Raw genomic sequence first — 20,632 nt, forward strand, 5'->3', positions numbered from 1 at the left:
CCCCGGCTCCCTCACCTCGGGAGCCGGGGCGTCGTGGTGTGCGCCGGGCCGCTCGCGCGACCGCTTGCGCGGGCCCGCTCCGGCGGATAGACACGGGAGAGCACGAGAACCGGAGGCCCGATGTCGAACCCGCGCTACTACGACCCGGTCGGTCGCGCGATCCGCGCACTGCTCTGGATCTCGCTCGTCTGCTTCGGGCTGGCGGTCGGCTTCTTCGCGCTCGACGTCGTCACGCCGGGATCGATGACCGACGCGGCACGGCCCTACGCCGAAGCGAGCGGGGCGCTGGCGTGCTTCGGCATCGCGGCGCTCATCGTGCACTTCGCGGTGGTCGCGATCGTCGGGGCGATCCGGGGGCGCGGGCAGTAGGTCCGGCTCGCAGGAACACGTTCGGCTCGCAGGAACACGTTCGGCTCGCAGGAATCCGAGGATTCCGCGAGCCGAACGTGGTCTGACGAGCCGGACTCAGCCGGCTATACCCGTCAGGGGCACTTCTTCGCGGTGATCGAGACCTTCAGGGCTGCGTCCGGGGCGACGGAGGAGCCGCCCGCCGGCTCCTGACCGGTCACCTTCCCGGTGTCCGGCGCATCGCCGGCCTCGGTGCAGGACAGCGTGATCTGCGTGAATCCGGCGGCCCCGAAAGCGGCCTTCGCCGCCTCCAGGTCCTGACCTGTCACGTCCGGCACCGTCTTCTGGTTCCCGCTGCTGGTGAACACCGTGATGCCGGTGCCCGCCTGAGCCGAGCCCGACGGGTCCTGGCGCGTCACGGTGCCGACCGGGGCGTCGGACGCCTCGGTGCCGCCCTCGATGAGGGGGAAGCCCGCCGCGGACAGCTTGGCCTTCGCATCCGCGAGGGCGAGCCCCGTCACATCGGGGATCTCGACCCGCGGCACGACCTGGAGCGAGCCGTTCGCCTTCGGGAAGGCCGCTCCGCCGTACTCGGCGTTCGCGGCCGCCATCACGACCGGCCAGATGCGGTGACGGGCGGTCGCCGCGGACCCGGAGTCGAAGTTGAACTGGCGGAGGCGCAGGTTCGCGGCGCCCTTCACGTTGAAGACGCCGACGACGGTCGCGACCCGGGTGCTCGCTCCGCTCATCCAGGTGGCGGCGGCGCTGTCGGTCGTGCCGGTCTTGCCGATCAGCGGGATGCTGTCGCGGGTGCGCGAGGCGGTCGCCGTGCCGCCCGCCGTGAAGGTCGACTGCAGGGCGACGGCGGCGGTGGCGGCGACGTTCGCGTCGATCGACTGGCGGCAGTTGGCCGGCGGGACCGGCTGCTCCGCCCCGGCCGTGTCGGTGATGCGGTCGATCGCGATGGGGTCGCAGGTGATGCCGCCCGAGGCGACGGTCGCGTACGCGCCCGCCATCGAGAGCGGAGAGACGTAGTTGGTGCCGAGGACCGAGGACGGATTGTGCTCGAGCTCGGCGCCGCGGCCCTGCTTCACGCCCATGTCGAGGGCGGTGTCTCGGATCCCGCAGAGGTCGAGTTTGCGCGCCATGCCGACGAAGCCGGTGTTCAGCGACGTCTTCGTGAAGGAGACGGGCGTGCCCACCTCTCCGGTGCCGCCCTCGTCGTTCTTGGCGCTCGTCTCGTTGTTCGTGTCGGTTCCGCCGTCCACGCACGAGTCGGTGAAGGTGCCCCAGGTCGACTTGCGCGTGCCGTCGACGCGCTCGTTGATGCTGTGCCCCTCCTTCAGCCACTCGATCAGGGTGAAGAGCTTGTACGTGGATCCCGGCTGGATGCCGGAGGAGCCGCCGTACTCCTTGTCGGTGCTGAAGTTGATCGCGCTGTAGGAGGCGTCGGCGTTCAGGACGTCGGGGTCCTGCGAGTACTTCTTGTTCTGCGTCATCGCGAGCACCCGGCCGGTGCCGACCTCGACGCTGACGGCGACGGCGCCGACGTCGAAGTTCCACGTCTCGGGGACCTGCGCGTTCACGGCGTTCACCGCCGTGTCCTGGAGGGAGACGTCGAGCGTCGTGTAGACGTCGAGGCCGCCGCGGCGGAAGTTCGTCCACCGCGCGTCCTCGTTGTCGCCGAAGGTGGGGGAGTTCTTGAGGACGTTCGTGACGTAGTCGCAGAAGAAGCCCGCGTTGCCGGCGGTCGAGCAGCCGGTGCTGGGCTCGGTGATCGCGGGCTGGACCGGCGTGGCGAGGGCCGCGTCGTGGTCCGCCTGCGTGATCTTCCCCTCCTCCAGCATCTTGCCGATGATGTAGTCGCGCCGGTCCTTGTTGCGGGCGTAGCCGTTCGCGGCGCCGTTGTCGGGGTCGTCGGGCTGGTCCAGGCGCAGGTTCGCCGGGTTGTTCACGATGGCGATGAGGCTCGCGGCCTGGGCGATCGTGAGATTCGCGGCGGTGGTGTTGAAGTAGTAGTTGGCGGCCGTCTCGAGGCCGTAGGTGGTGCCGCCGAAGAACGCGATGTTCAGGTAGCCCTGGAGGATCTGGTCCTTCGTGTACTCCTTCTCGAGACCGATCGCGAGCTTCATCTCGCGGAGCTTGCGCTCGGGAGTGGTCTTCGTCGCGCTCTCGATCGCCGCGGCGCGCTCGGCCTCGTCGGTGATGTTGCGGACGGCCTTCTCGATGAGCACGTTCTTCACGTACTGCTGCGTGATGGAGGAGCCGCCCTGCACGTCGTTGCCGAGCACGTAGGTCTGAGCGACCGCGCGCAGGGTGCCGGGGAGGTCGACTCCGCCGTGCTCGTAGAAGCGCGGGTCCTCGCCCGAGACCGCGGCGTCCTTAGCGAACTGCGAGATCTGGTCGAGCGGGACCTCGACGCGGTTCTCGACGTAGAAGGAGGCGAGCAGCTGGGTCGAGCCGTCGGCGCGCGTGGCGAAGATGTTGCTCTTCTCGGAGAGCTTGTCGACCTCGAGGTACTCGGGGAGGCCGTCGAAGACGCCGATGGACTGGTTCGCGGCGACGCCGGCGATCGCCACAGCGGGCGTCACCGTGGCGGTCACGAGGACTCCGGCCACGACGCTCATGCCCAGGAAGCCGACGATCGCCTTGATCACGCCGCCGGTGGTCCGTCTGTCCGTCGCCAATCCGTCTCCTTCGGGTACCCCCGGTCTCGCGACGGTCGCGACCGACGCCCTGACGCGCTCTGCGACAGGTCAACCTCGACAGACTAACCCGAGACCTCCCGAAGACGAAGGCCCGGTCCGAGGCCTGAAAGGGGGCTGGGACGCGGGGCGGAGGCAGCCGGGCGGTCGGCGCGTGCGCGCCGCGCTCGGCGGGTCGGGGATGGTCGGGCGCCAAGGGCTGATGATCGCCTGAGAAGAAACACAGGATGACGGCGAGCGGGTCCGATGCAGGGGCCGCTCGGGAGAGCGCGGCCTCGGTGCGGTGGCGCGGCCCGTCCGCTCTCCTCGGTGCCGCGCGCCGGTGGCCCGAGGGCTTCCTCCACAGGGCAGCGCCATTGCGCCATACCGGTGTTGTCCCTACTCTCCGAGGAAACCTCACCGATCCGAAGGAGATCCCATGTCCCTCACCCGGCGCGCAAGCGCTTTCGCCCTCGTAGCGGTCGCCGCAGCGACCCTCGCTGCTCCCGTCGCCACCGCGGCGGAGAGTCAGTGCCCCACCGGCTTCAGCTGCGTCTGGACCGACAAGGACTACTCGAGCAGCTACTCCGGCCGCGGCAACGCCAACTACCACGAGTACTACGCCGTCGGCGGCCGCATCTTCAACGACTCCATCTCGAGCATCAAGAACCGGTACCCGGGTCAGAAGACCTGGTTCGAGCACATCGACCGCGGAGGCCAGTACCTGAAGGTGAAGGCGTACGAGAAGATCTCGAACCTCCAGGACCGCTCGCCCGGGGTCTGGTACCACTCCGACTGGAACGACTTCATCTCGAGCGTCGACTGATGGCGGGGGTCCGCCTACTCCCGCCGCTCGTCCTGGTCCCGGTGCTCGCGCTCTGCGCGTGCACCGGGCCGGGCCCCGAACCGACCGGCGCCACGACGCCGGAGCGCGTCGACATCAGTGAATACGCGGACGTCAGGGCCGGCCTGGACGCGGCGAACGAGACGATGACGTTCCCGATCGACGCGTTCTTCCTGTCTCCCGCCGCGCTCGGCCGGGTGGGCCAGGCGAACGCGCTGCTCTGGGACGCGTGCATGCGGGAGGGCGGGCGGACCTACCCTCCGGCCGCTTTCGACCTCACGACGTCGGGCATGCTGCCCGACACGCTGTACGGGATCTGGAGCCCGGAGAACGCCCGGCAGTGGGGGTACGGGCTCGACCCCGCGAACGACGCGGTGATGGAGGCGGCGAACGAGGCCTTGATGGCGGCCGCGGCGGCGGATCCCGGATGGGATCCCGCGTTCGACGTCTGCCTCGAGTCGACCCCCCGGATCCCGGAGCCCGGGCGCGGTTACAGCGGAGACGCGGAGCTGGCGATCTCCGGTCCGGCCAAGCAGGTCGCCGACGACGCGAAGATGCTCGCGATGACGGACCCGCGCTGGGACGAGGCGAGGGCCAGGTGGACCGACTGCCTCGTCGCGGAGGGACTCCGCCTGCGCGAGGGCGAGACGTCGCCCTGGGCTCCCGAGGTGCCCGAGGATCCCGAGGCGGCGATCAGGACGGCCGTCCTCGACGTCGAGTGCAAGGCGAGGACCGAGCTGGTCGAGACGCTGAGCTCGCTCGAGGCGCAGTACCAGGCGGCCCTCATCGATCGGGAGCGAGCGGCTCTGGACGAGGTCGCCGAGAAGGAGCGGGAGATCGTCGAGCGGGCCGACCGGATCATCGCGGGGAGCGGCCGGTGAGCGACGAGCCGCCCTCCCGTGTCCGCCTGCCCGCCGTCGTGCGTCCGCGCGCTCTGGCGGTGTTCGCGGTCGCGGTGCTGCTGGTCGGTGCCGCGGGAGTCGCGCTCGGGGCCTCGATGCGCTCGACGTCGGTCGTCGACGACGAGGCGCTCCTGGCTCCTCCGCCGGTCGACGCGGCGGTCGAGAGGCGCTCCATCGATCCGGCTCGGATGCTGCAGGGGGCCGTCGACGCGGGGGACACGACGACGGTCGCCTTCCGCGACGCGGGCGGTGAGGACGTGCTGCCCTACGTGACCGAGGTCGGCACCGCTGCGGGAGCGGCGCTCGTCAACGGAGGGCTCCTGCTCGCCGTCGCCGACCGGCCCCGGATCGCGCTGCACGTCGCCTCGCCCCTGTACCGCGACCTCCGCGTGGGCGACGAGGGGAAGGACGTGCGGGCGTTCGAGACCGCGCTGAAGGCCGTGGTCCCCGGCGACTTCGACGTCGACGAGGATTTCACCGCCCGCACCCTCGCGGCGGCGGAGCAGCTCTGGCAGCGGCTCGGGTACGACCTGCCGACCCGTCCCGGCGAGGTGGTCGCTCCGGCGCCGTCCCCGTCGGCACCGGGTCCGGTGGCCACCGGTGCTGCCGTCACGACGGCGACGACACCTCCCGCGACGGCCACGACTCCGGCGATCGCTGCGGCTCCGGAGGCCTACATCGACGTCGCGCAGATCGTGCAGCTGCACGCCGACGCGGTCGGCGTGCTGACCGTGCTCGACGTCGGCGCGATCGCCGAGGCCGGCGCCCCGCTCGCGACGCTGCAGACGAGCCCGCGCCGCGTGGTCGCCCGCGCGAGCGTCCTCGATGCGGACGAGTTCGTCGTCGGGACCGCGGTGACCCTGCGGGCGAGCGGACGGCCCGAGCAGAGCGGCACCGTCGCAACGGTCGGCGGGTTCGTCGCCGCCGACGGGACCGCGCAGAGCGTGTCGGGACGCGACGTGCGCGTCGACCTCCCGGCCGACTGGGCCGATCTCGCCGAGAAGTCGACGGTCACGCTCACGACCGTCGAGGCGGGCGAGCCGGTGCTGGCGGTGCCGCTCACGGCGGTCCACGACGCGTCCACGGACCCCTACGTCGTCTCCTCCGAGACGGCGGGTTTCGACCGGGGAGAGCGGGTGCCGGTCCAGGTGCTCGGTTCCGGCGACGGCTGGGTGCGCATCGACGAGGAGTCGGGGCTCCTCGAGGGCGATCGGATCGAGGTGGGCCCGTGACCGTGCCGCTCCTGTCCCTCCGCGGCGTCTCGCGGCGCTACGCCGGCGCGACCGGCACCCTCGCGCTCCAGAGCATCGACCTCGACGTGCACGAGGGCGAGTTCGTCGCCGTCGTCGGCCGTTCCGGAGCGGGCAAGTCGACGCTCCTCAACGTGCTCGGGCTCCTCGACTCGTCCGACGCGGGGGAGTACCGCATCGGCGGGCTCGACGTCTCGCAGCTGCCGGAGGGCGACCGGGACGCCCTGCGGGCGCGCACCTTCGGCTTCGTGTTCCAGGATTCGTTCGTGCTGCCGGGCGAGAGCGTCGCTCGCAACGCGGCGCTGCCCCTGCGGATGCGGAGGGAGTCCCACGAGTCGCAGACCACCGCCGTCGCCGCGGTGCTCGACCGCTTCGGCCTGCTCCGACTGGCGGAGCAGCCCGCCGGCACGCTGTCGGGCGGGGAGCGCCAGCGGGTCGCCCTGGCCCGCGCCGTGGTCGGGCGGCCCGCGGTCGTCCTCGCCGACGAGCCCACGGGGAACCTCGACTCGGCGACGACCGCGGTCGTGATGGACCTGCTCGTCGAGCTGCACCGCAGCGGGGTCACGGTCGTGCTCATCACGCACTCGGCGGAGGTCGCCGCGAACGCGGGACGGCGGATCCGACTCGAGGACGGCGCGATCGTCGCCGACAGCGGCGACGGCCTCGACGATCGGCTCGGGGTGCTCGGAGGAGTGGCGACCGCGGTGCCGCGGGAGCGGGGGCGACGTGGTCCGGCCTGGGTGCTGGCCGACGCGGTGTCAGCGCTGCTGCTCTCGCCCGCCCGCACCCTGGGGGTCCTTGCCGCCTTCGTCCTCGCGATCGCCGGACTCGTGTCCTCGGTCGGGATCAGCGCCACCGCCGCGCAGCAGGTGACCGAGCGGCTCGACGCCGCAGCGCTCGACCAGGTGACCGTCCGGATGCCCGAGTCCTCCTCGGACGAGGACCTGCGGCACGCGGCCGCGGCGATCGCCGGTCTCGGCGGAGTCTCCGCGGCGGGCCCGAGGGTCCTGCTCACGGGATCGGAGGGACGACCGGGGCGTCTCCTCGGGCCGGACGGACTGTCGACGGAGGCGACCGTCCTGGCGGTCGACGAGTCGTTCCTCGCCGTCGAGCTGGTCGCGGTCGCCCCCACGACGGCGCCGGCCTGGCTCGACGTCGTCGACGGCGTGCCCGTCGCACTGCTCGGGATCGGAGCGGCGGAGGACCTCGGGATCCCCATCGGGCGCACGGGGGACACGATCCGCATCGCAGGGCAGTCCGTCGTCGTCGCGGGGTTCCTCACGTCCTCGGAGCGGGATCCCGCGCTGACGGAGTCGATCCTCGTCTCGCTCACCGACCTGTCCGTTCCTCCGCGGTCCGAGCGCCAGGTCGTCGCCCGGACGAGCCCGGGTCGTCCGGCCGCGGTGGCCGGATCGATCCCGCTCGCCGTCGACCCGGGGCATCCCGAGAGGGTCGTCGTCGAGACCGTCGCCGACCTGCGGTTGCTCGCCCGCGGGGTGAGCAGCGACCTCGCGGCCAACCTGCTCGTGGTCTCGGCCGTGCTGCTCCTGCTGGTCTGCTTCAGCAGCGCCACGTCGATGTTCCTCGCCGTGTCGGCCCGCACCCGCGAGATCGCGCTGCGGCGGGCCGTCGGAGCGACCCGACGCGACATCCGCCTGCTGTTCCTCATCGAGGGGACGGTCATCGGACTCGCGGGTGGCGTCTCGGGGCTCGCTCTCGGCGTCCTCGCGACCTCGGTGCTCAGCGGTCTGCAGGGCTGGTCGCCCGTGCTCGACGCGACCAGCGCCGCCGTCGGCCTCGTCGCGGGCGTGGGGGCGGGGGCGCTGTCCGCGGTCGGACCGGCGCTCCGTGCCGCGCGGATCGAGCCGGCGCTCGCCCTGAGGGCGGGATGAGCGCGGCCGGTCTTCTAGGGTGCTGGTATGTCGAGCACCCCTCCCGACCCCCGTCCGGAAGCGCTGCCGCCCGCGCAGCCCGCACCGCCGACCGGGGCGATGCCCTACGCCCTCGGCTTCCTCGCCCTGACCGGGATCCCGTTCCTCTCGTTGATCGTCGCGGGCGTCGTGATGGCGGCCGTGTACCCGTCGGCCCGGCGGCGCGGGGGAGCGGTCGCCGAGAACGGCCGGCGGGCGGCGAACTGGGGTCTCACGACGGTCCTGATCACCGTCCTCTGCCTCGTCGGCCACTTCGTGCTGCTCTTCGCGCTGACCGCCGACGCGCCGTCGACGAGCTTCTACCCGATCGGCGTCCCGATCACGGTCTTCGCGGTGCTGGCCGTGGCCCACCTCGTGGTCATCATCTGCGGCCTCGTCTCGGCGAACCGCGGGCACGTGTTCCGCAACCCGCTCGCGATCCCGTTCCTCCGCCGCCGCACCGCGCACTGACCGCTCAGGACGTCGCGACGGGCCAGACGTAGTCGAGGTCGTCCGGGGTGCCGGGGAAGCGCGGTGCATAGAACTCCGGCGCCTTCGCGAGCAGCTTGGAGCGGTGCGAGCGGTGCAGCTCCTCCCGGCCCAGCCACGGCGGCACCGGGAAGCCGCCGAGCAGGTACGCCTCGGCGTCCTCCGGCACCGTCTCGAGCACGGCCATCGTCTTGACGAGGCAGGTGTCGGCGAAGCCCCGCTCCGTCCAGACGGCGCAGGTCTCGCGCTGGTACTCCATCAGCGCGGGCCGGTAGCCGCGCCACATCGCGGTGACCGGGTGGTGCTGCCAGCCGTAGCCGGCGACGGTGAGCGCCTTCATCACCTGCAGCGTCTCGACGCGCTGCTTGCCCAGGCGCCGGTCGTCGAGGGAGCTCGCGCTCGCGTGGAAGTCGGGGAACGGGAGGAACGTCTGCATCCCCTCCAGTCAACACGAGGGCGCGCGTGCGGGACGAGCCCCGTCGCCCCTTCGCCGCGTCGTCCCCCGGCCACCCGGTCGTCACGTCGAGGACGCCTGCGGCCCGTACCGTGCGGTCCATGACCGGACTCCCCCTCCTCGCCACCGACGACGTCCAGCTGCGCTGGGCGCGCCCCGAGGTGCTCGACTCCTCGCGGCACCGGATGCTCCGCCTCCTCACCCTCGCCGAGCGCCTGCGCTTCGAAGCCACCGGCCGCCGCGAGGCGCGCGACAGCTTCCTCCTGGGCCGGGTGCTCGTGCGCGAGCTCGCCGCCGAGACGCTCGGCATCGACCCGCTCGAGATCGCGGTGGAGGCCCGCTGCGCCCGCTGCGGCGGACCGCACGGCCGCCCCGTCCTCGCGGGGGAGCACCCCGCCCTCGAGCGGATGCGCATCAGCATCGCCCACTGCGAGGGCGCCGTCGTCGCGGCGCTGGCCACCGGTCGCGACGTCGGGATCGACGCGGCCCGCACCCGCGTCGTGCGCGAGCGCATCGCCTCCGGGCAGGAGAGCGCCGAGCAGGTGCTCGAGGGGCTCCGCGCGCAGGCCGTCGCCAAGGCCGACGGTCGCGGCACGGACATCGACGAGGCGGTGCGCTTCCGCACCCGCGAGGGCGCGACCGAGGCCTGGATCGACGGCTCCGAGCGCTACTTCGCGGTCTCGGAGCCGACGGTCCACTCGGCGCTCGTCGTCACGCTGGCGCTCGCCGAGGCCTGAGCGGCGGGTCAGAGATGCGGAGCCACGTGCTCCGCAAAGCCCGCCGCGACCTTGGCCGCGACGTCCGCGTACGCCGTGTCCCAGACCTCCTGATGGAAGATCTCGACCTCGATGTCGCCCGTGTAGCCCGCCTCGACGACGGTCTGCGTGAGCAGCGCGAAGTCGATGACCCCCTCGCCCACGTAGTGGCGCGAGAGCAGCACGTCGGCGGCGAGCGGAGTGGCCCAGTCGCACACCTGGTACGAGGCGATGCGCCCGTCCGCCCCGGCGCGCAGGATCTGCGGCAGCACCTGCGGGTCCCACCAGACGTGGAACGTGTCGACCACGACGCCGACCGCGGCCGCCTCGAACGGCGCGGCGAGGTCGAGGGCCTGGCCGAGCGTCGAGACGACGGCGCGATCTGACGCGTACATCGGGTGCAGCGGCTCGATCGCCAGCTGCACTCCGGAGCCGCGTGCGTAGTCGGCCAGCTCGGCCAGTGCCTCCGAGACCCGGGCGCGCGCGCCGACGAGGTCGCGCGAGCCGGTCGGCAGGCCGCCCGCGACGAGCACCAGCGCCGGTGCGCCCAGCGCGGACGCCTCGTCGATGGCCCGGCGGTTCTCCTCGAGGGCCGCGCGGCGGTCCGGCCCCTCGGGCACGGTGAAGAAGCCGCCCCGGCACAGGCTCGAGACGCGCAGGCCGCTCTCGGCGACCAGGCGCATCGCCTCCGCGACCCCCACCTCGGCGACGGGCTCGCGCCACAGGCCGATCGAGGAGTAGCCGGCCCGCGCGGTGACGTCGAGTGCCTCGCGCAGGTCCGCGTACTTGATGGTCGCCTGGTTCAGCGAGAGCCGCGGATGCACGGTGGTCGCATCGGCCCGCACCACCGGATCGAGCGCGGTCATGCGAGCACCGTCCGGAGCGCGTCGACGCCGTTCACGGCGAGCAGGCCCGTCCAGCGGGCGGCGGCGAGCTCGGGACGCTCCAGCGCTCCCGCCTCGTCGGCCAGCCGCACGATCTCGGAGAGGTGCGGCAGCGAGCGCGCCGAGTGCAGTCCGCCGACCATCGCGAACGCGGTCTGGTGGCCGTTCAGCCACGAGAGGAACGCCACGCCGGTCTTGTAGTACTGCGTGGGCGCCGCGAAGACCTGGCGAGCGAGCGCCTCGGTGGGCCCGAGGATGCGGCGGTAGGCCTCGACGTCGTCGGCGTCGAGCGCCTGGATCGCGGCGGAGGCGTTGGGCGCGAAGGCCGCGAATGCGCCGAGGAGGGCGTCGGAGTGGCGCACCTCGCCGTCGGCGTCCTGCCCGCCCTCGATGAGGCCGACGTAGTTGAAGTCGTCGCCGGTGAAGAGCGTCGCGCCGAACGGGAGGCGCGCTCGCACCGCGATCTCGGCGTCCGCGTCGAGCAGCGACATCTTGATGCCGCGCACCTTCGCGAGGTTGTCCTCGATGATGCGGATCACGGTGTCCGATGCCGTGGCGACGTCCTCGCTGCCGAAGTAGCCGGTGAGCACGGAGTCGAACGCCGGTCCGAGCCAGTGCAGCACGACCGGGCGCGAGGCCCGCTCGAGCACGGCGCGGTAGACGCGCTCGTAGTCCGCTCCGGACTCCGCCGCGCGGGCGAGGTGGCGGCTGGCCATCAGCACCACGCCGACTCCGGCGTCCTCCGCGACCTCGAGCTGCTCGAGGTACGCGTCGATGACGCGCTCGAGCGGCACGACGTCGTCGGTCAGCTGGTCCGTGTTCACTCCGACCACGACGTCGCCGCCGACCGAGGCCGCCTCGGCGCCGCTGCGGCGGATGAGCTCGGTGGTCGCGGCCCAGTCCATGCCCATGTTGCGCTGGGCGGTGTCCATCGCGTCGGCGACTCCGAGGCCCCACGACCAGACGTGGTGCCGGAACGCGAGCGTCGCGTCCCAATCGACGGCCGCGGGGCTGCCGGGGGTGTTCTCGGCCCAGGTGACCGGGACGACGTGCGCGGCCGCGTAGGCCACCCGCGCGCCCAGCGGACGGCGGGGGCGCACGAGGTCCGGCGCGCGAGAGACGGTGTGCGTGCGGAGCGATCCGTCCGCGGCGAGCAGGGTGACGTCGGTCACGGAGCGACCTCGGCGGAGGTGGCGGCGAGGGCCTGCTCGTCGGCCTCGGCGTCGAGCGCGGCGACGTCGATCCGGCGGCCCTCGCGAGCCGACTCGAGGCCCAGCTCGGCGAGGCGGACGCCGCGGGCGCCGGCGAAGAAGTCGTAGGGGTGCGGGCCGTTCTCGACCACGTGGCGGATGAACTCCTCCCACTGCGTCTTGAAGCCGTTCTCGAAGACGTCGTTGACGGGCAGCTCCTGCCAGTCCTCGGCGTAGACGTGCTGCTCGGGCAGGTCGGGGTTCCAGGTCGGCTTGGGGGTCGCGACGCGCGGCTGCACCTTGGCGCCGAAGAGTCCGACGACCGCGCTGCCGAGGGTGCCGTCGACCTGGAACTCCACGAGCTCCGGGCGGTTCACGCGCACGGCCCAGGAGGAGTTCAGCTGCACGGTCGCGCCGCCCGCGACGTCGAAGATCGCGTAGGCCGCGTCGTCGGCGGTGGCGGTGTACTCCTCGCCGTTCTCGTCGACGCGCACCGGGATGTGGGTCGCGGCCTTGGCGTAGACGCCCTCGACGGCGCCGAACAGGTTCTCGAGCACGTAGTTCCAGTGCGGGAACATGTCGACGATGATGCCGCCGCCGTCCTCCTTGCGGTAGTTCCAGCTGGGGCGCTGAGCGTCCTGCCAGTCGCCCTCGAAGACCCAGTAGCCGAACTCGCCGCGCACCGAGAGGATGCGGCCGAAGAATCCGGAGTCGATCAGGCGCTTGAGCTTCTGCAGGCCGGGCAGGTAGAGCTTGTCGTGCACGACGCCGTTCTTGATGCCGGCCTCCTTGGCCAGCTCGGCGATCTCGAGCGCCTCGGCGTAGCTCTCGGCGGTGGGCTTCTCGGTGTAGATGTCCTTGCCGGCGGCGATGGCCTTCTTCAACGCGGGGACGCGGGCCTTGGTGACCAGGAAGTCGGCGTAGATCTGCCACTTCGGGTCGGCGAGCGCGGCGTCGAGGTCGGTGGTCCAGTGCTGCAGACCGTGCTTCGCGGCGAGCTCGGCGAGCTTGGCCTCGCTGCGCCCGACGAGCAGCGGCTCGAGCTGCACGCGGGTGCCGTCCGAGAGCAGGACTCCGCCCTGCTCACGGATCGCGAGGATCGAGCGGACGAGGTGCTGGCGGTATCCCATGCGGCCCGAGACGCCGTTCATGATGATGCCGAGGGTCCGCGGTTCGGCGGAGGTGGTGGCGGGGGTGGTCGACTCTGACACGGGAGGCCCTTCTGCTGTGCGGTGCCCCGATCGGCCGACGGGCCGGGCGGAAAGCGTTTACCAGAGTGTAGGACCGCGGATCGATCGGGGGCAAGCGCATTCCCGCCGAGCGTCGCCGAACGGCCGGTCCGCGCAGGGCCGAGCCCTCAGGCCACCGACGCCGTGACGCGCAGCGCGCCCTCGAAGACCTCGGCGCCCTCCGCGCCGACCGTCAGCGTCAGCCGGGTCAGCCGCACCCCCCAGCTCGCCTCGAGCAGCGGATCCTCGAGCAGCCACTCCTCCGTCGTCGCCTCGGCGCCGGTCCACTCGAGCCTCAGCCGCCGCGCCCCCTCGATCGGAGTCACGACCGCGGCGCCGTCCTGCAGCTCCACGTCTCCCGCGATCAGCAGGTGCACCTCGACGCCGTCCACCACAACGCTCGCGGGGCGGGGCAGGCGCCACTCGTCCTCGACGACGACCTGCGCCCCCTCGCGCCGGGCGCGGCGCCTCAGGCTCGATCCGGCGGGCAGGGGGTACGCGGTGGCGAGCTCGAGCAGGAGCCCGGCCGGTCCCGACGAGACGTCCGACGCGCCGAACCCGCGGCCGACCCCCTGCTCGAGACCCCACGGTGCCGGAGCGGAGTGCCAGCGGCTCTGCATCGCGCGGATGCCGTACCGCTCAGGGCCGAAGGTCTGCGACGTGTACGTCGGCTGTCCGGCGTCGACCAGCACGGGCACGCCGTCCAGCGCCACGATCACACTGCCGACGTCGAGGTGGTTGTGGTGCTCGCCGTTGTGCCCGCCCTTGACGACGAGGGCCAGACCCTCCGCGCCGCCCGGGTGCTCGCGCGTCACGAGGAGCTGCACCGACGGCAGCCAGGTGGGGGAGACGAGGGGCGCCGGCCCGGGCTCGGCCGCGATCCACTGCCGGTCCGAGAGGGCGCGGACGAGGCGCCCGAGCCCGGCCGCCGGATCGGCGAGCGGCTCGGCCGGCCGGCGCTGGACGGCGGCGTGCGCGATCACGTCCCGGTCCCCGATCCGCCGCCCCCAGCGGTGCAGCACGTGCCAGGGCAGAGTGTCGGAGGCGCGCGCCGGCCCGTCGGCGACGTTCGCGTACCACGCACCGCCCAGGTGCATCCGATGGGGGAACCGCACGGCCTGCCGCACGACGGGCAGCTCGGAGGCGTCGAGCGCGCCGTCGGTCGCCTCGGCCAGCAGTTCCAGGGTCTCGAGCGCCCGGCCGGCGCCGTTCCACCAGTAGGCGAAGCCCTCGTCGATCGCGCCGTCCGCCGGCAGCGAGTCCAGGAACCGGTCGAGCCCCTCGAGCAGCAGCGCGATGACGTCGGCCCGCTCCTCCGGGTCGTCGACCAGCGCGACGGCGGCGAGCAGGACGTTGCCGTGGATCCACGGGTTCCAGTTGTGCACGTCGCCGTCGAGCCCGAGCCAGTGCCAGTCGCGCCGGTCGAGGAACGGCCGGATCACGCGCGTCCGCGTCTCGGCACGCATCCGCTCGCGCAGGCCAGGGGCCCGTCGGCCGAGCGGCTCGCCCAGCAGGGCGTCGATCCACGCCAGCTGCCCGACCACCTCACCCGCTCCGAGATCCAGGTAGGGGCGGTCGATCGGAGGGACGACCCGGCCGAGCAGGGGCAGCGCGTCGTCGTGCGCGGCCCAGCTCCAGCTGCTCTGCTCGCACAGCAGCTGCACGCCGTCGGCCGTCTCGTCGAGCCAGCGCTGCTCGCCGGTGGCCGCTGCGAGCACGGCGGCGCGGGTGAGGCGGCGCTGGCGCTCGCCGATGCGGCCCTCGTAGTCGGTCCGGTTGCCGTCGCGGGCGTAGCGGGCGTAGTGCGAGAGCAGCGGCTGCGGCCACGGCGTGCCGAGGTCCTCCTCCGCACGGCGCCGGAGCGCCTCGAGGGTCGGCGCGTGCTCGAGCACCCCGAGGGGGAGCCGGGCGGCGGCCAGGAGGGGGACCAGCGCCTCCGCGTCGAGGGCGGCGCCGAAGCGGCGGCGGAGGGGGCCGGTGAAGGGCTTGGCGGTCGTCGTCGACATGTCTCGTCCCGTGTGCTCGAGTGTGATCGAAGCGGATCGATCCTGTCCGATCCGCCTGCAGCGGTCGGATCAGCCTACGACTCGATCACGGGCGGCCGCGAGCCGCGCTCACTCGAAGAGCGAGAGGGTGACGACGGAGGCGTAGCCGCCCGCGCGGACGGACGGCGCGGTGCGCAGCACCAGCTCGGCGTCCGCGGTCCACCGTCCGGGCCGGGCCGCCGCCCCGTCGGCCAGGGCGAGCAGCTCGGCCGAGACGAGCCCGGGGCGCGGTCCCTCCGTGCCGCCGTCCAGCACGGTCCGGACGGCCGGTCCCGCGACAACGGGACCCTCGCCCTCGAGCAGCCGGGGCGCCCAGCCCAGGTGCTCGACTCCGAGCGCCGGCTGCCCGTCGTCGCCCGTGAGGTCGGCGGCGGTGCCGAGCACGGACCAGTCCGCGCCCTCCGGCACCGCGTCCGGATCGCGGGTGTCGCGCACCGTGACGGTCGGCAGGACGCCGAGGAAGCGGCGGGCCGTGGCGGTGGACCCGGACTCGGTCAGCGCGGCCGCGTCGCCCGCGACGGTCATGGTCAGAGCACCGCCGTCGACCGGGGGATCGATCGAGACGCCGACGTCGACACCGTCCGTCGACTGCTCCTCCGGCACGCTCGGTGCGATCGAGGGCGCGGGAGCCGGTGCGGCGGGCGGAACCGGCGCGCACACCTGCGGCTCCGGGGTCCCGTCGAGGTCGGTGCCCTCGGGGCGCTCCTCCGCGACGCCACCGACGGCATCGGTGGCGCCTGAGCGCGGGCTCCTGATCGAGTCCACGGGGCTCGGCGTCGTCGTCGGAGTCGCGGTCGGAGTCGCGGACGGCTCCGCGACCGCCGTCTCGGGAGTCTGCGGCACGGCCTCGGGGGCGGCTGCGGCGGTGGCGAAGAGGAGCGCCAGCACGAGGCCGGCGGTCGGGGCGGCGGCGGCGAGGGCGGCCGTGCGGGCGGAGCGGGTCACGCGTGGATCCTGGTTCTGCCGAGCGGCACTGCGAGCGGCGAGTCCTTCGTACCAGTGCCGCCGTCCGCTCCGAGACCCCTCTTCCGGTGCACGCCGACTCGCGCCGTCACGCGGAGGAGCCCCGGTCGGGGGACGATGTCCACCCGACCGGGGCTCCCTTCAGCGCTCCGGGTCAGCAGCTCCGCGCCGGGTAGGCGACGGTCTGCTCGAGCGTCTCCCCGCCGCCGACCGCGGTCACGGTCACCTGGCCCGCCGGTGCGGTGGCCAGGCGCGTCGTGAACGCGTGGGTCGCGTTCGCTCCGGGAGCGACCTGCGCGAACGCCTTCTGCCCGTAGGCCGAGCGCACGGTCACGTCGATCGGCATCGCCGAGCCGTTCGCCGTGGTGACCGTCAGGACGGCCTTCTTGGCGATGCAGCGGCTCGTGACGCTGACGGGGGCGACGACCGCCGGGGCGGCGGCCTCCGGCACCACGATCTCGGTGATCTTCACGAACGAGTCCGGAGTCGCGAAGGTGATCCGCAGTCCCGTCGCCGTGACGGCGCCGAACGTCAGCGTGGTGGCCGCGCCGTTCGCCGCGACCGGAGCGGTCTGCGCGGTGGTCGGGCGCCACACGCCGTCGGTGCCGCGGTACGCCACGCTCGCCGACGCGATCGTGCCCTCGATGTTGGTGAACGTCACCCGGTCGACGCGGTGGGACGCCGCGGTGGTCAGCGTGAAGTCCGCGCTGCTCCGCAGCGGCGCGCTCGACCACGTCGACCAGGTGGTCGCCGCGTTCCCGTCGCACGCGTTCGCCGCGGGCAGGGTCGCCCACTCCGTCTGGCTGAAGGACGCGCTCACGCTCGAGCCGGCGATCCGGCACAGGTTGACCGGAGGCGCCTCGCCCCAGATCTCGACCTCCGAGATCGACTGCCAGGTGTTCGCCGCACTGGTGAGGTGCAGGCGCACGGCCGCGGTGTCGGGGAGGGAGGAGAGATCCAGCGCCACGGTCGGCGCCGCGTCGGTCGCGACCTGGGTCAGGGTCGCCGCGACGGTCGACGTGCGCCAGGCGCCGTCGACCTGGTACTCGACCTCGATCCTCGAGGGCCAGCTCGCGGCTCCGTCCTTAAAGGTGTGCACGGTGAGCGAGTCGAGGTCCTGCGGCGAGCCCCAGGTGAAGGTCAGGCGGCTGTCGCGCGGGTACCCGGTGGAGGTCCAGTCGTCCCAGCCCTTGCCCTTCAGGTCGCCGTCGACGAGCTTCGGAGCGAGGTCCGAGCGGCTCGTCGTCGTCACCGTCGCCAGGCGTGCGAGGTTCGCGATCCCGGGCTCGGCGACCTCGATGGTGCGGGTGAAGCGGCGTCCGTCCGAGTACTCGGCGTCGCCGGCCAGCACTCCCGTGACGCTGAGCGTGCCCAGGACGTTCGGACCGGTCGGCTCCCACTCGACGGCCACGTCGCGCGTGCCGCCGGGGGAGCGGACCGAGACGGTCGCGGGCAGCTTCGCGCCGATGTCGGCCGCGCGGGTGACGGTGTCGGGGAGGCGGTCGTCGACGACCGACCAGAGGCCGGCTCCGACGCCCTTGTCGTCCCAGTACGACGCGTTCCAGCCGTCGGCCCAGCGCGCCGGGTCCTCGACGGCGGGATTGCGCATCTCGAGGCGCCCGTTCTCGCCGATGGTCATCGGCAGCCAGACGTAGTTCGAGTCGGCCGCGCCGTCGTTCCACCGGTCGCCCATGTAGACGTGCCTGCCGGCGCCGAGGGTCAGGACGTTCGTCGACTGCGAGCCGAAGGTCGTCTTGCGGCCGTCGCCGACCGAGAGGAGTCCGTCGCCGCCCTCGGGGATCTGGTTGTACGCCACGTTCTCGTAGGGGTCGCCGGCCTGGACGCCGCGGATCCACGGTCCGAGCACGCTGTCGGCCGTGTAGTAGGTCTGCGGGTTCGGCGCCCATCCGGTCGCGCCCGAGGCGAGCGTGTAGTACTTCCCGCCCTCGGCGAAGATCGCGGGCGCCTCCAGGACGCCGCACTCCTTCACGATCTGGAAGTCGGTCCCGCGCACCGGAGCGCCGGGGGTCCCGTCGGCGAAGACGTACGGGTACCGCCCGTCGGCCGAGTACTGGTTCGCGTCCAGGGTGTCCGTGGTCGTCGTGCGCTCGACGTTCGTGTAGTCGGCGTCGAGCTTGGCGATGTAGAGGCTCCGGTTCTCCTCGGAGGAGTAGGAGATGTACGCGGTGCCGTCCTCGTCCTGGAAGACGGTCATGTCGCGGGCCTGGCCCGGCACGGCCGCCGAGATGCACGCCTTGTAGTCGGTGCGGTTGTAGAGGCGGTAGGCGCCGGTCATCGTGAACGGACCGGTCGGGCTGTCCGAGACCGCGACCGCGGCGAACGACCGCGCATACGTGCTGCCGCCCGGCGTGATGCGGCCGTCGGAGTGCCACCACATCACCCACTGGTCGTTCTTCTCGTTGTAGAGCACCTTCGGGCGCTCGAAGATCGCGGTGTTGGGCGAGGTCTGATTCGTGTCGAGGTGGTAGTCGATCTCGGCGATCCGGTCGGCGCGCGGCACTCCGGCGTCGTCGACGGTGTCGTAGAGGGCGTCGAAGTAGGGCTGCTCGAGCTCCTCGGGGGTCTGGACGCTGCGCAGCGCCGTGCCGCGGTTCTCCCAGTTCATCCCGTCGGTCGAGCGGTACACGGCGACTCCGGGGCTGTTGTAGTAGCCCTTCGTGCGGTCCTCGCCGTACCAGTAGTGCACGTCGGCGCCGTCCTCCTGCACCGTGACGATCTGCCCGCCGTGCGCCTGGATGTGGCGCCCGTCGGTGTCGTACCAGCTCGGCTGGAAGTATCCGCCCGCACTCCGGCCCGGATCCTGGATCGCGGGGAAGGAGTCGTACACGGGCGGGGGATCCGCGCGCGGCACTCCGTCGGCGGGATCGGTCACCACCGCGCTCGCGAGCGGCGCCGCGAGGGCGGGCGCTCCTGCTCCCAGGAGGCCCGTGACGACGAGAGCCGTCACCGCCCATCCGAACGGTCTGAATCGAGTCGTCATTCTGTGCTCCTTTGCACGGGGACTGCGCGAGTGTTCACGTCAACATTCCTGCGATCCACCGTACAGGGCGACGTCGACATGCACGAGGGGGGTGGTGGCCCCTCCCTGTGTCAGCGTGGGGCGCGCAGCTCGCGCAGCGGGCCGGCGTGCAGCGGCTCCGTCGCCCAGCGCGCGGTGAACGTCGCGGCGGCGGCGTCGAGCGCGAGGTGCAGTCGATGCGGCGTCTCGAGGAACAGCACGTCGACGAGCAGCTCGCCGGCGGGGCCGCGGCCGGCGCTCGCGGCCAGGACGTCCGTCGTCGTCCACTCCCCGGATCCCGGCGCGACGAGCAGCCGGTCCTCGCCCTCGATCAGCGCGAGCGTCCAGCCCGCGGCCTCGACCGAGAGCTCGAGGCCGGTCAGCGAGAGGACGTCCGAGTGCGACGGCCGGTAGCGGCCGGGCGCCACATCGACGGCAGCAGGGGCGAGCGGAGGGAGGCCGAGGGAGCCGAGGCGCGTCGCGAGCGTCTCCTCCGCCCCGGTCGGGGCGACGGCGCCCTCCGGCAGGAGCGCCGGCAGCAGGTGCTCCCAGACCCGCGCGAGCAGACCCTCGGTGTCGGTCGTCTGGCCGGTGATCGCGAGCACCGCGTTGTGCTCGGGCAGCACGAGGCCGAACTGCCCGTAAGCGCCGTCGGCCCGGTAGCCGTGCTGCGAGCGCCAGAACTGGAAGCCGTAGCCGCCGGACCAGTCGGCGCCGGTCCCGGTCGGCGTGGGGACGTGGGCGGTCGACGCCTCCGCGACCCACTCCGCGCTCAGCAGCTGCTCCGAATCCCAGCGGCCCTCCTGCTGGTACAGCAGCGCGAGCGCCGCCGCGGCCTCTGTCGTGGCGTGCAGTCCGCTGTAGCCGATCTCGCGACCGGAGGCGTCGCGCAGCCACGCGACCTCGCCGATCCCCAGCGGATCGAGCAGCCGCGGCCGGAGGTAGTCAACCAGCGACTCCCCGCTCACCCGCTGCACGATCGCGGCGGCCGCGAAGGTGCACGGCTGGTTGTAGGCGAAGAGCGCGCCCGGCTCCTCGTCGGGCGGCACGAGGAGGAAGCCGCGGACCATGTCGACCGGATCGATCGCCCGCGCGCGGTCGATCGTCTCCTCGCGGTGCCCGCTCGCCATCGCGAGCACGTGCCGGACGCGGATCGCGCGCGAGCGCTCGTCCGTCACCTCGGCGTCGAGCTCGGGGAAGTAGGAGAGCACGGCGGCGTCGAGATCGACGAGCCCCTCGGCGACGGCGAGGCCGACCGCCGTCGCCGTGAAGCTCTTGGAGTAGGAGTAGAGCAGGTGCAGCCGCTCGGCCGAGTAGGGCGCCCACCAGCCCTCGGCGACGACGCTCCCGCCGCGCACCAGCACGAGCCCGTGCAGCTCGATGCCGGGCGCCTCCTCGAGGGAGTCGACGAGGGCGAGGACGCCGGCGGCGTCCACTCCGCGGGCGGACGGTGAGCTTCTCGGCAGCGAGCGGTTCATGCCCCGATGCTACGGGCGCGGTCCGACGTCCTGGTCTCCGGGCCGGAGGTCGGCGGTGTGCGGGCTCGGAGCGGTCGGTGCACGATTCGCAGGGGATCCGGGCCGGCAAACGGATTCCTCCGCCTGCTGACGTCGAGCCGGGTGCACATCCCCTGCAGATCGCACATTCCCCTGCAGATCGTGCGCGG

At 72.9% G+C, this 20,632-nt stretch carries 16 protein-coding genes; 7 read left to right on the plus strand and 9 right to left on the minus strand.

Annotation, left to right across the window (positions count from 1 at the left end; translation table 11 throughout):
- Positions 1-120: 120 nt before the first annotated feature.
- The gene (locus tag ASF48_RS11130) at positions 121-369 is read left to right on the plus strand and encodes a hypothetical protein (protein ID WP_055791114.1); all 249 of its coding nucleotides are present in this window, start codon (positions 121-123) and stop codon (positions 367-369) included.
- A 113-nt stretch (positions 370-482) separates the two neighbouring features.
- Here the strand turns inward: ASF48_RS11130 and ASF48_RS11135 are convergent, their stop codons facing one another.
- Positions 483-3,035 (minus strand): transglycosylase domain-containing protein, encoded by a 2,553-nt coding sequence (locus ASF48_RS11135; protein ID WP_157603148.1) that lies wholly within the window; start codon positions 3,033-3,035, stop codon positions 483-485.
- A 436-nt stretch (positions 3,036-3,471) separates the two neighbouring features.
- Here ASF48_RS11135 and ASF48_RS11140 point away from each other — a divergent pair, with 436 nt between their 5' ends.
- The 5 genes from ASF48_RS11140 to ASF48_RS11160 are packed head-to-tail and all read left to right on the plus strand — an operon-like array spanning position 3,472 to position 8,409.
- On the plus strand, positions 3,472-3,858 hold the full coding sequence (locus ASF48_RS11140; protein WP_055791120.1) for a peptidase inhibitor family I36 protein: 387 nt from the start codon (positions 3,472-3,474) through the stop codon (positions 3,856-3,858).
- Entirely contained in the window at positions 3,858-4,757 is a 900-nt protein-coding gene (locus ASF48_RS11145; protein ID WP_055791123.1) for a hypothetical protein, read from the plus strand. The genes ASF48_RS11140 and ASF48_RS11145 overlap by 1 nt, the downstream gene beginning before the upstream one ends.
- Positions 4,754-6,010, plus strand: coding sequence for a hypothetical protein (locus tag ASF48_RS11150; RefSeq protein WP_055791126.1), 1,257 nt, complete (start codon positions 4,754-4,756; stop codon positions 6,008-6,010). The genes ASF48_RS11145 and ASF48_RS11150 overlap by 4 nt, the downstream gene beginning before the upstream one ends.
- Positions 6,007-7,920: an ABC transporter ATP-binding protein/permease gene (locus tag ASF48_RS11155; protein ID WP_055791129.1), complete on the plus strand. Its 1,914-nt coding sequence runs from the start codon at positions 6,007-6,009 to the stop codon at positions 7,918-7,920. The genes ASF48_RS11150 and ASF48_RS11155 overlap by 4 nt, the downstream gene beginning before the upstream one ends.
- A gap of 27 nt (positions 7,921-7,947) precedes the next feature.
- Entirely contained in the window at positions 7,948-8,409 is a 462-nt protein-coding gene (locus ASF48_RS11160; protein WP_082481290.1) for a DUF4870 domain-containing protein, read from the plus strand.
- 4 nt (positions 8,410-8,413) lie between these two features.
- Here ASF48_RS11160 and ASF48_RS11165 read toward each other — a convergent pair whose 3' ends face one another.
- Positions 8,414-8,863, minus strand: a complete 450-nt coding sequence (locus ASF48_RS11165) for an MSMEG_6728 family protein (protein ID WP_055791135.1) — start codon at positions 8,861-8,863, stop codon at positions 8,414-8,416.
- A gap of 119 nt (positions 8,864-8,982) precedes the next feature.
- Here ASF48_RS11165 and ASF48_RS11170 point away from each other — a divergent pair, with 119 nt between their 5' ends.
- Entirely contained in the window at positions 8,983-9,618 is a 636-nt protein-coding gene (locus tag ASF48_RS11170; protein ID WP_055791139.1) for a 4'-phosphopantetheinyl transferase family protein, read from the plus strand.
- Positions 9,619-9,626: 8 nt separating this feature from the next.
- Here ASF48_RS11170 and ASF48_RS11175 read toward each other — a convergent pair whose 3' ends face one another.
- The 7 genes from ASF48_RS11175 to ASF48_RS11205 all read right to left on the minus strand — a co-directional run bounded on the left by ASF48_RS11175 (position 9,627) and on the right by ASF48_RS11205 (position 20,444).
- Positions 9,627-10,502 carry a sugar phosphate isomerase/epimerase family protein gene (locus ASF48_RS11175; protein WP_055791142.1) on the minus strand — a complete coding sequence of 292 codons (876 nt, stop codon included), beginning with the start codon at positions 10,500-10,502 and terminating at the stop codon, positions 9,627-9,629.
- Positions 10,499-11,692: a DUF993 family protein gene (locus ASF48_RS11180; RefSeq protein ID WP_055791145.1), complete on the minus strand. Its 1,194-nt coding sequence runs from the start codon at positions 11,690-11,692 to the stop codon at positions 10,499-10,501. The genes ASF48_RS11175 and ASF48_RS11180 overlap by 4 nt, the downstream gene beginning before the upstream one ends.
- Positions 11,689-12,861 carry a Gfo/Idh/MocA family protein gene (locus ASF48_RS11185; RefSeq protein ID WP_055791607.1) on the minus strand — a complete coding sequence of 391 codons (1,173 nt, stop codon included), beginning with the start codon at positions 12,859-12,861 and terminating at the stop codon, positions 11,689-11,691. The genes ASF48_RS11180 and ASF48_RS11185 overlap by 4 nt, the downstream gene beginning before the upstream one ends.
- Positions 12,862-13,067: 206 nt before the next feature.
- The gene (locus ASF48_RS11190; RefSeq protein ID WP_055791147.1) at positions 13,068-14,945 is read right to left on the minus strand and encodes a heparinase II/III family protein; all 1,878 of its coding nucleotides are present in this window, start codon (positions 14,943-14,945) and stop codon (positions 13,068-13,070) included.
- A gap of 108 nt (positions 14,946-15,053) precedes the next feature.
- The gene (locus tag ASF48_RS11195; RefSeq protein WP_055791149.1) at positions 15,054-15,929 is read right to left on the minus strand and encodes a hypothetical protein; all 876 of its coding nucleotides are present in this window, start codon (positions 15,927-15,929) and stop codon (positions 15,054-15,056) included.
- Positions 15,930-16,101: 172 nt separating this feature from the next.
- Positions 16,102-18,948, minus strand: coding sequence for a discoidin domain-containing protein (locus tag ASF48_RS11200; RefSeq protein ID WP_055791151.1), 2,847 nt, complete (start codon positions 18,946-18,948; stop codon positions 16,102-16,104).
- 110 nt (positions 18,949-19,058) lie between these two features.
- A complete protein-coding gene (locus ASF48_RS11205) occupies positions 19,059-20,444 on the minus strand; it encodes a serine hydrolase domain-containing protein (RefSeq protein ID WP_055791154.1) in 1,386 nt (461 codons plus the stop codon).
- Positions 20,445-20,632 lie beyond the last annotated feature (188 nt).

This window comes from Rathayibacter sp. Leaf299 (genome assembly GCF_001423055.1).
GTDB lineage: Bacteria > Actinomycetota > Actinomycetes > Actinomycetales > Microbacteriaceae > Rathayibacter > Rathayibacter caricis.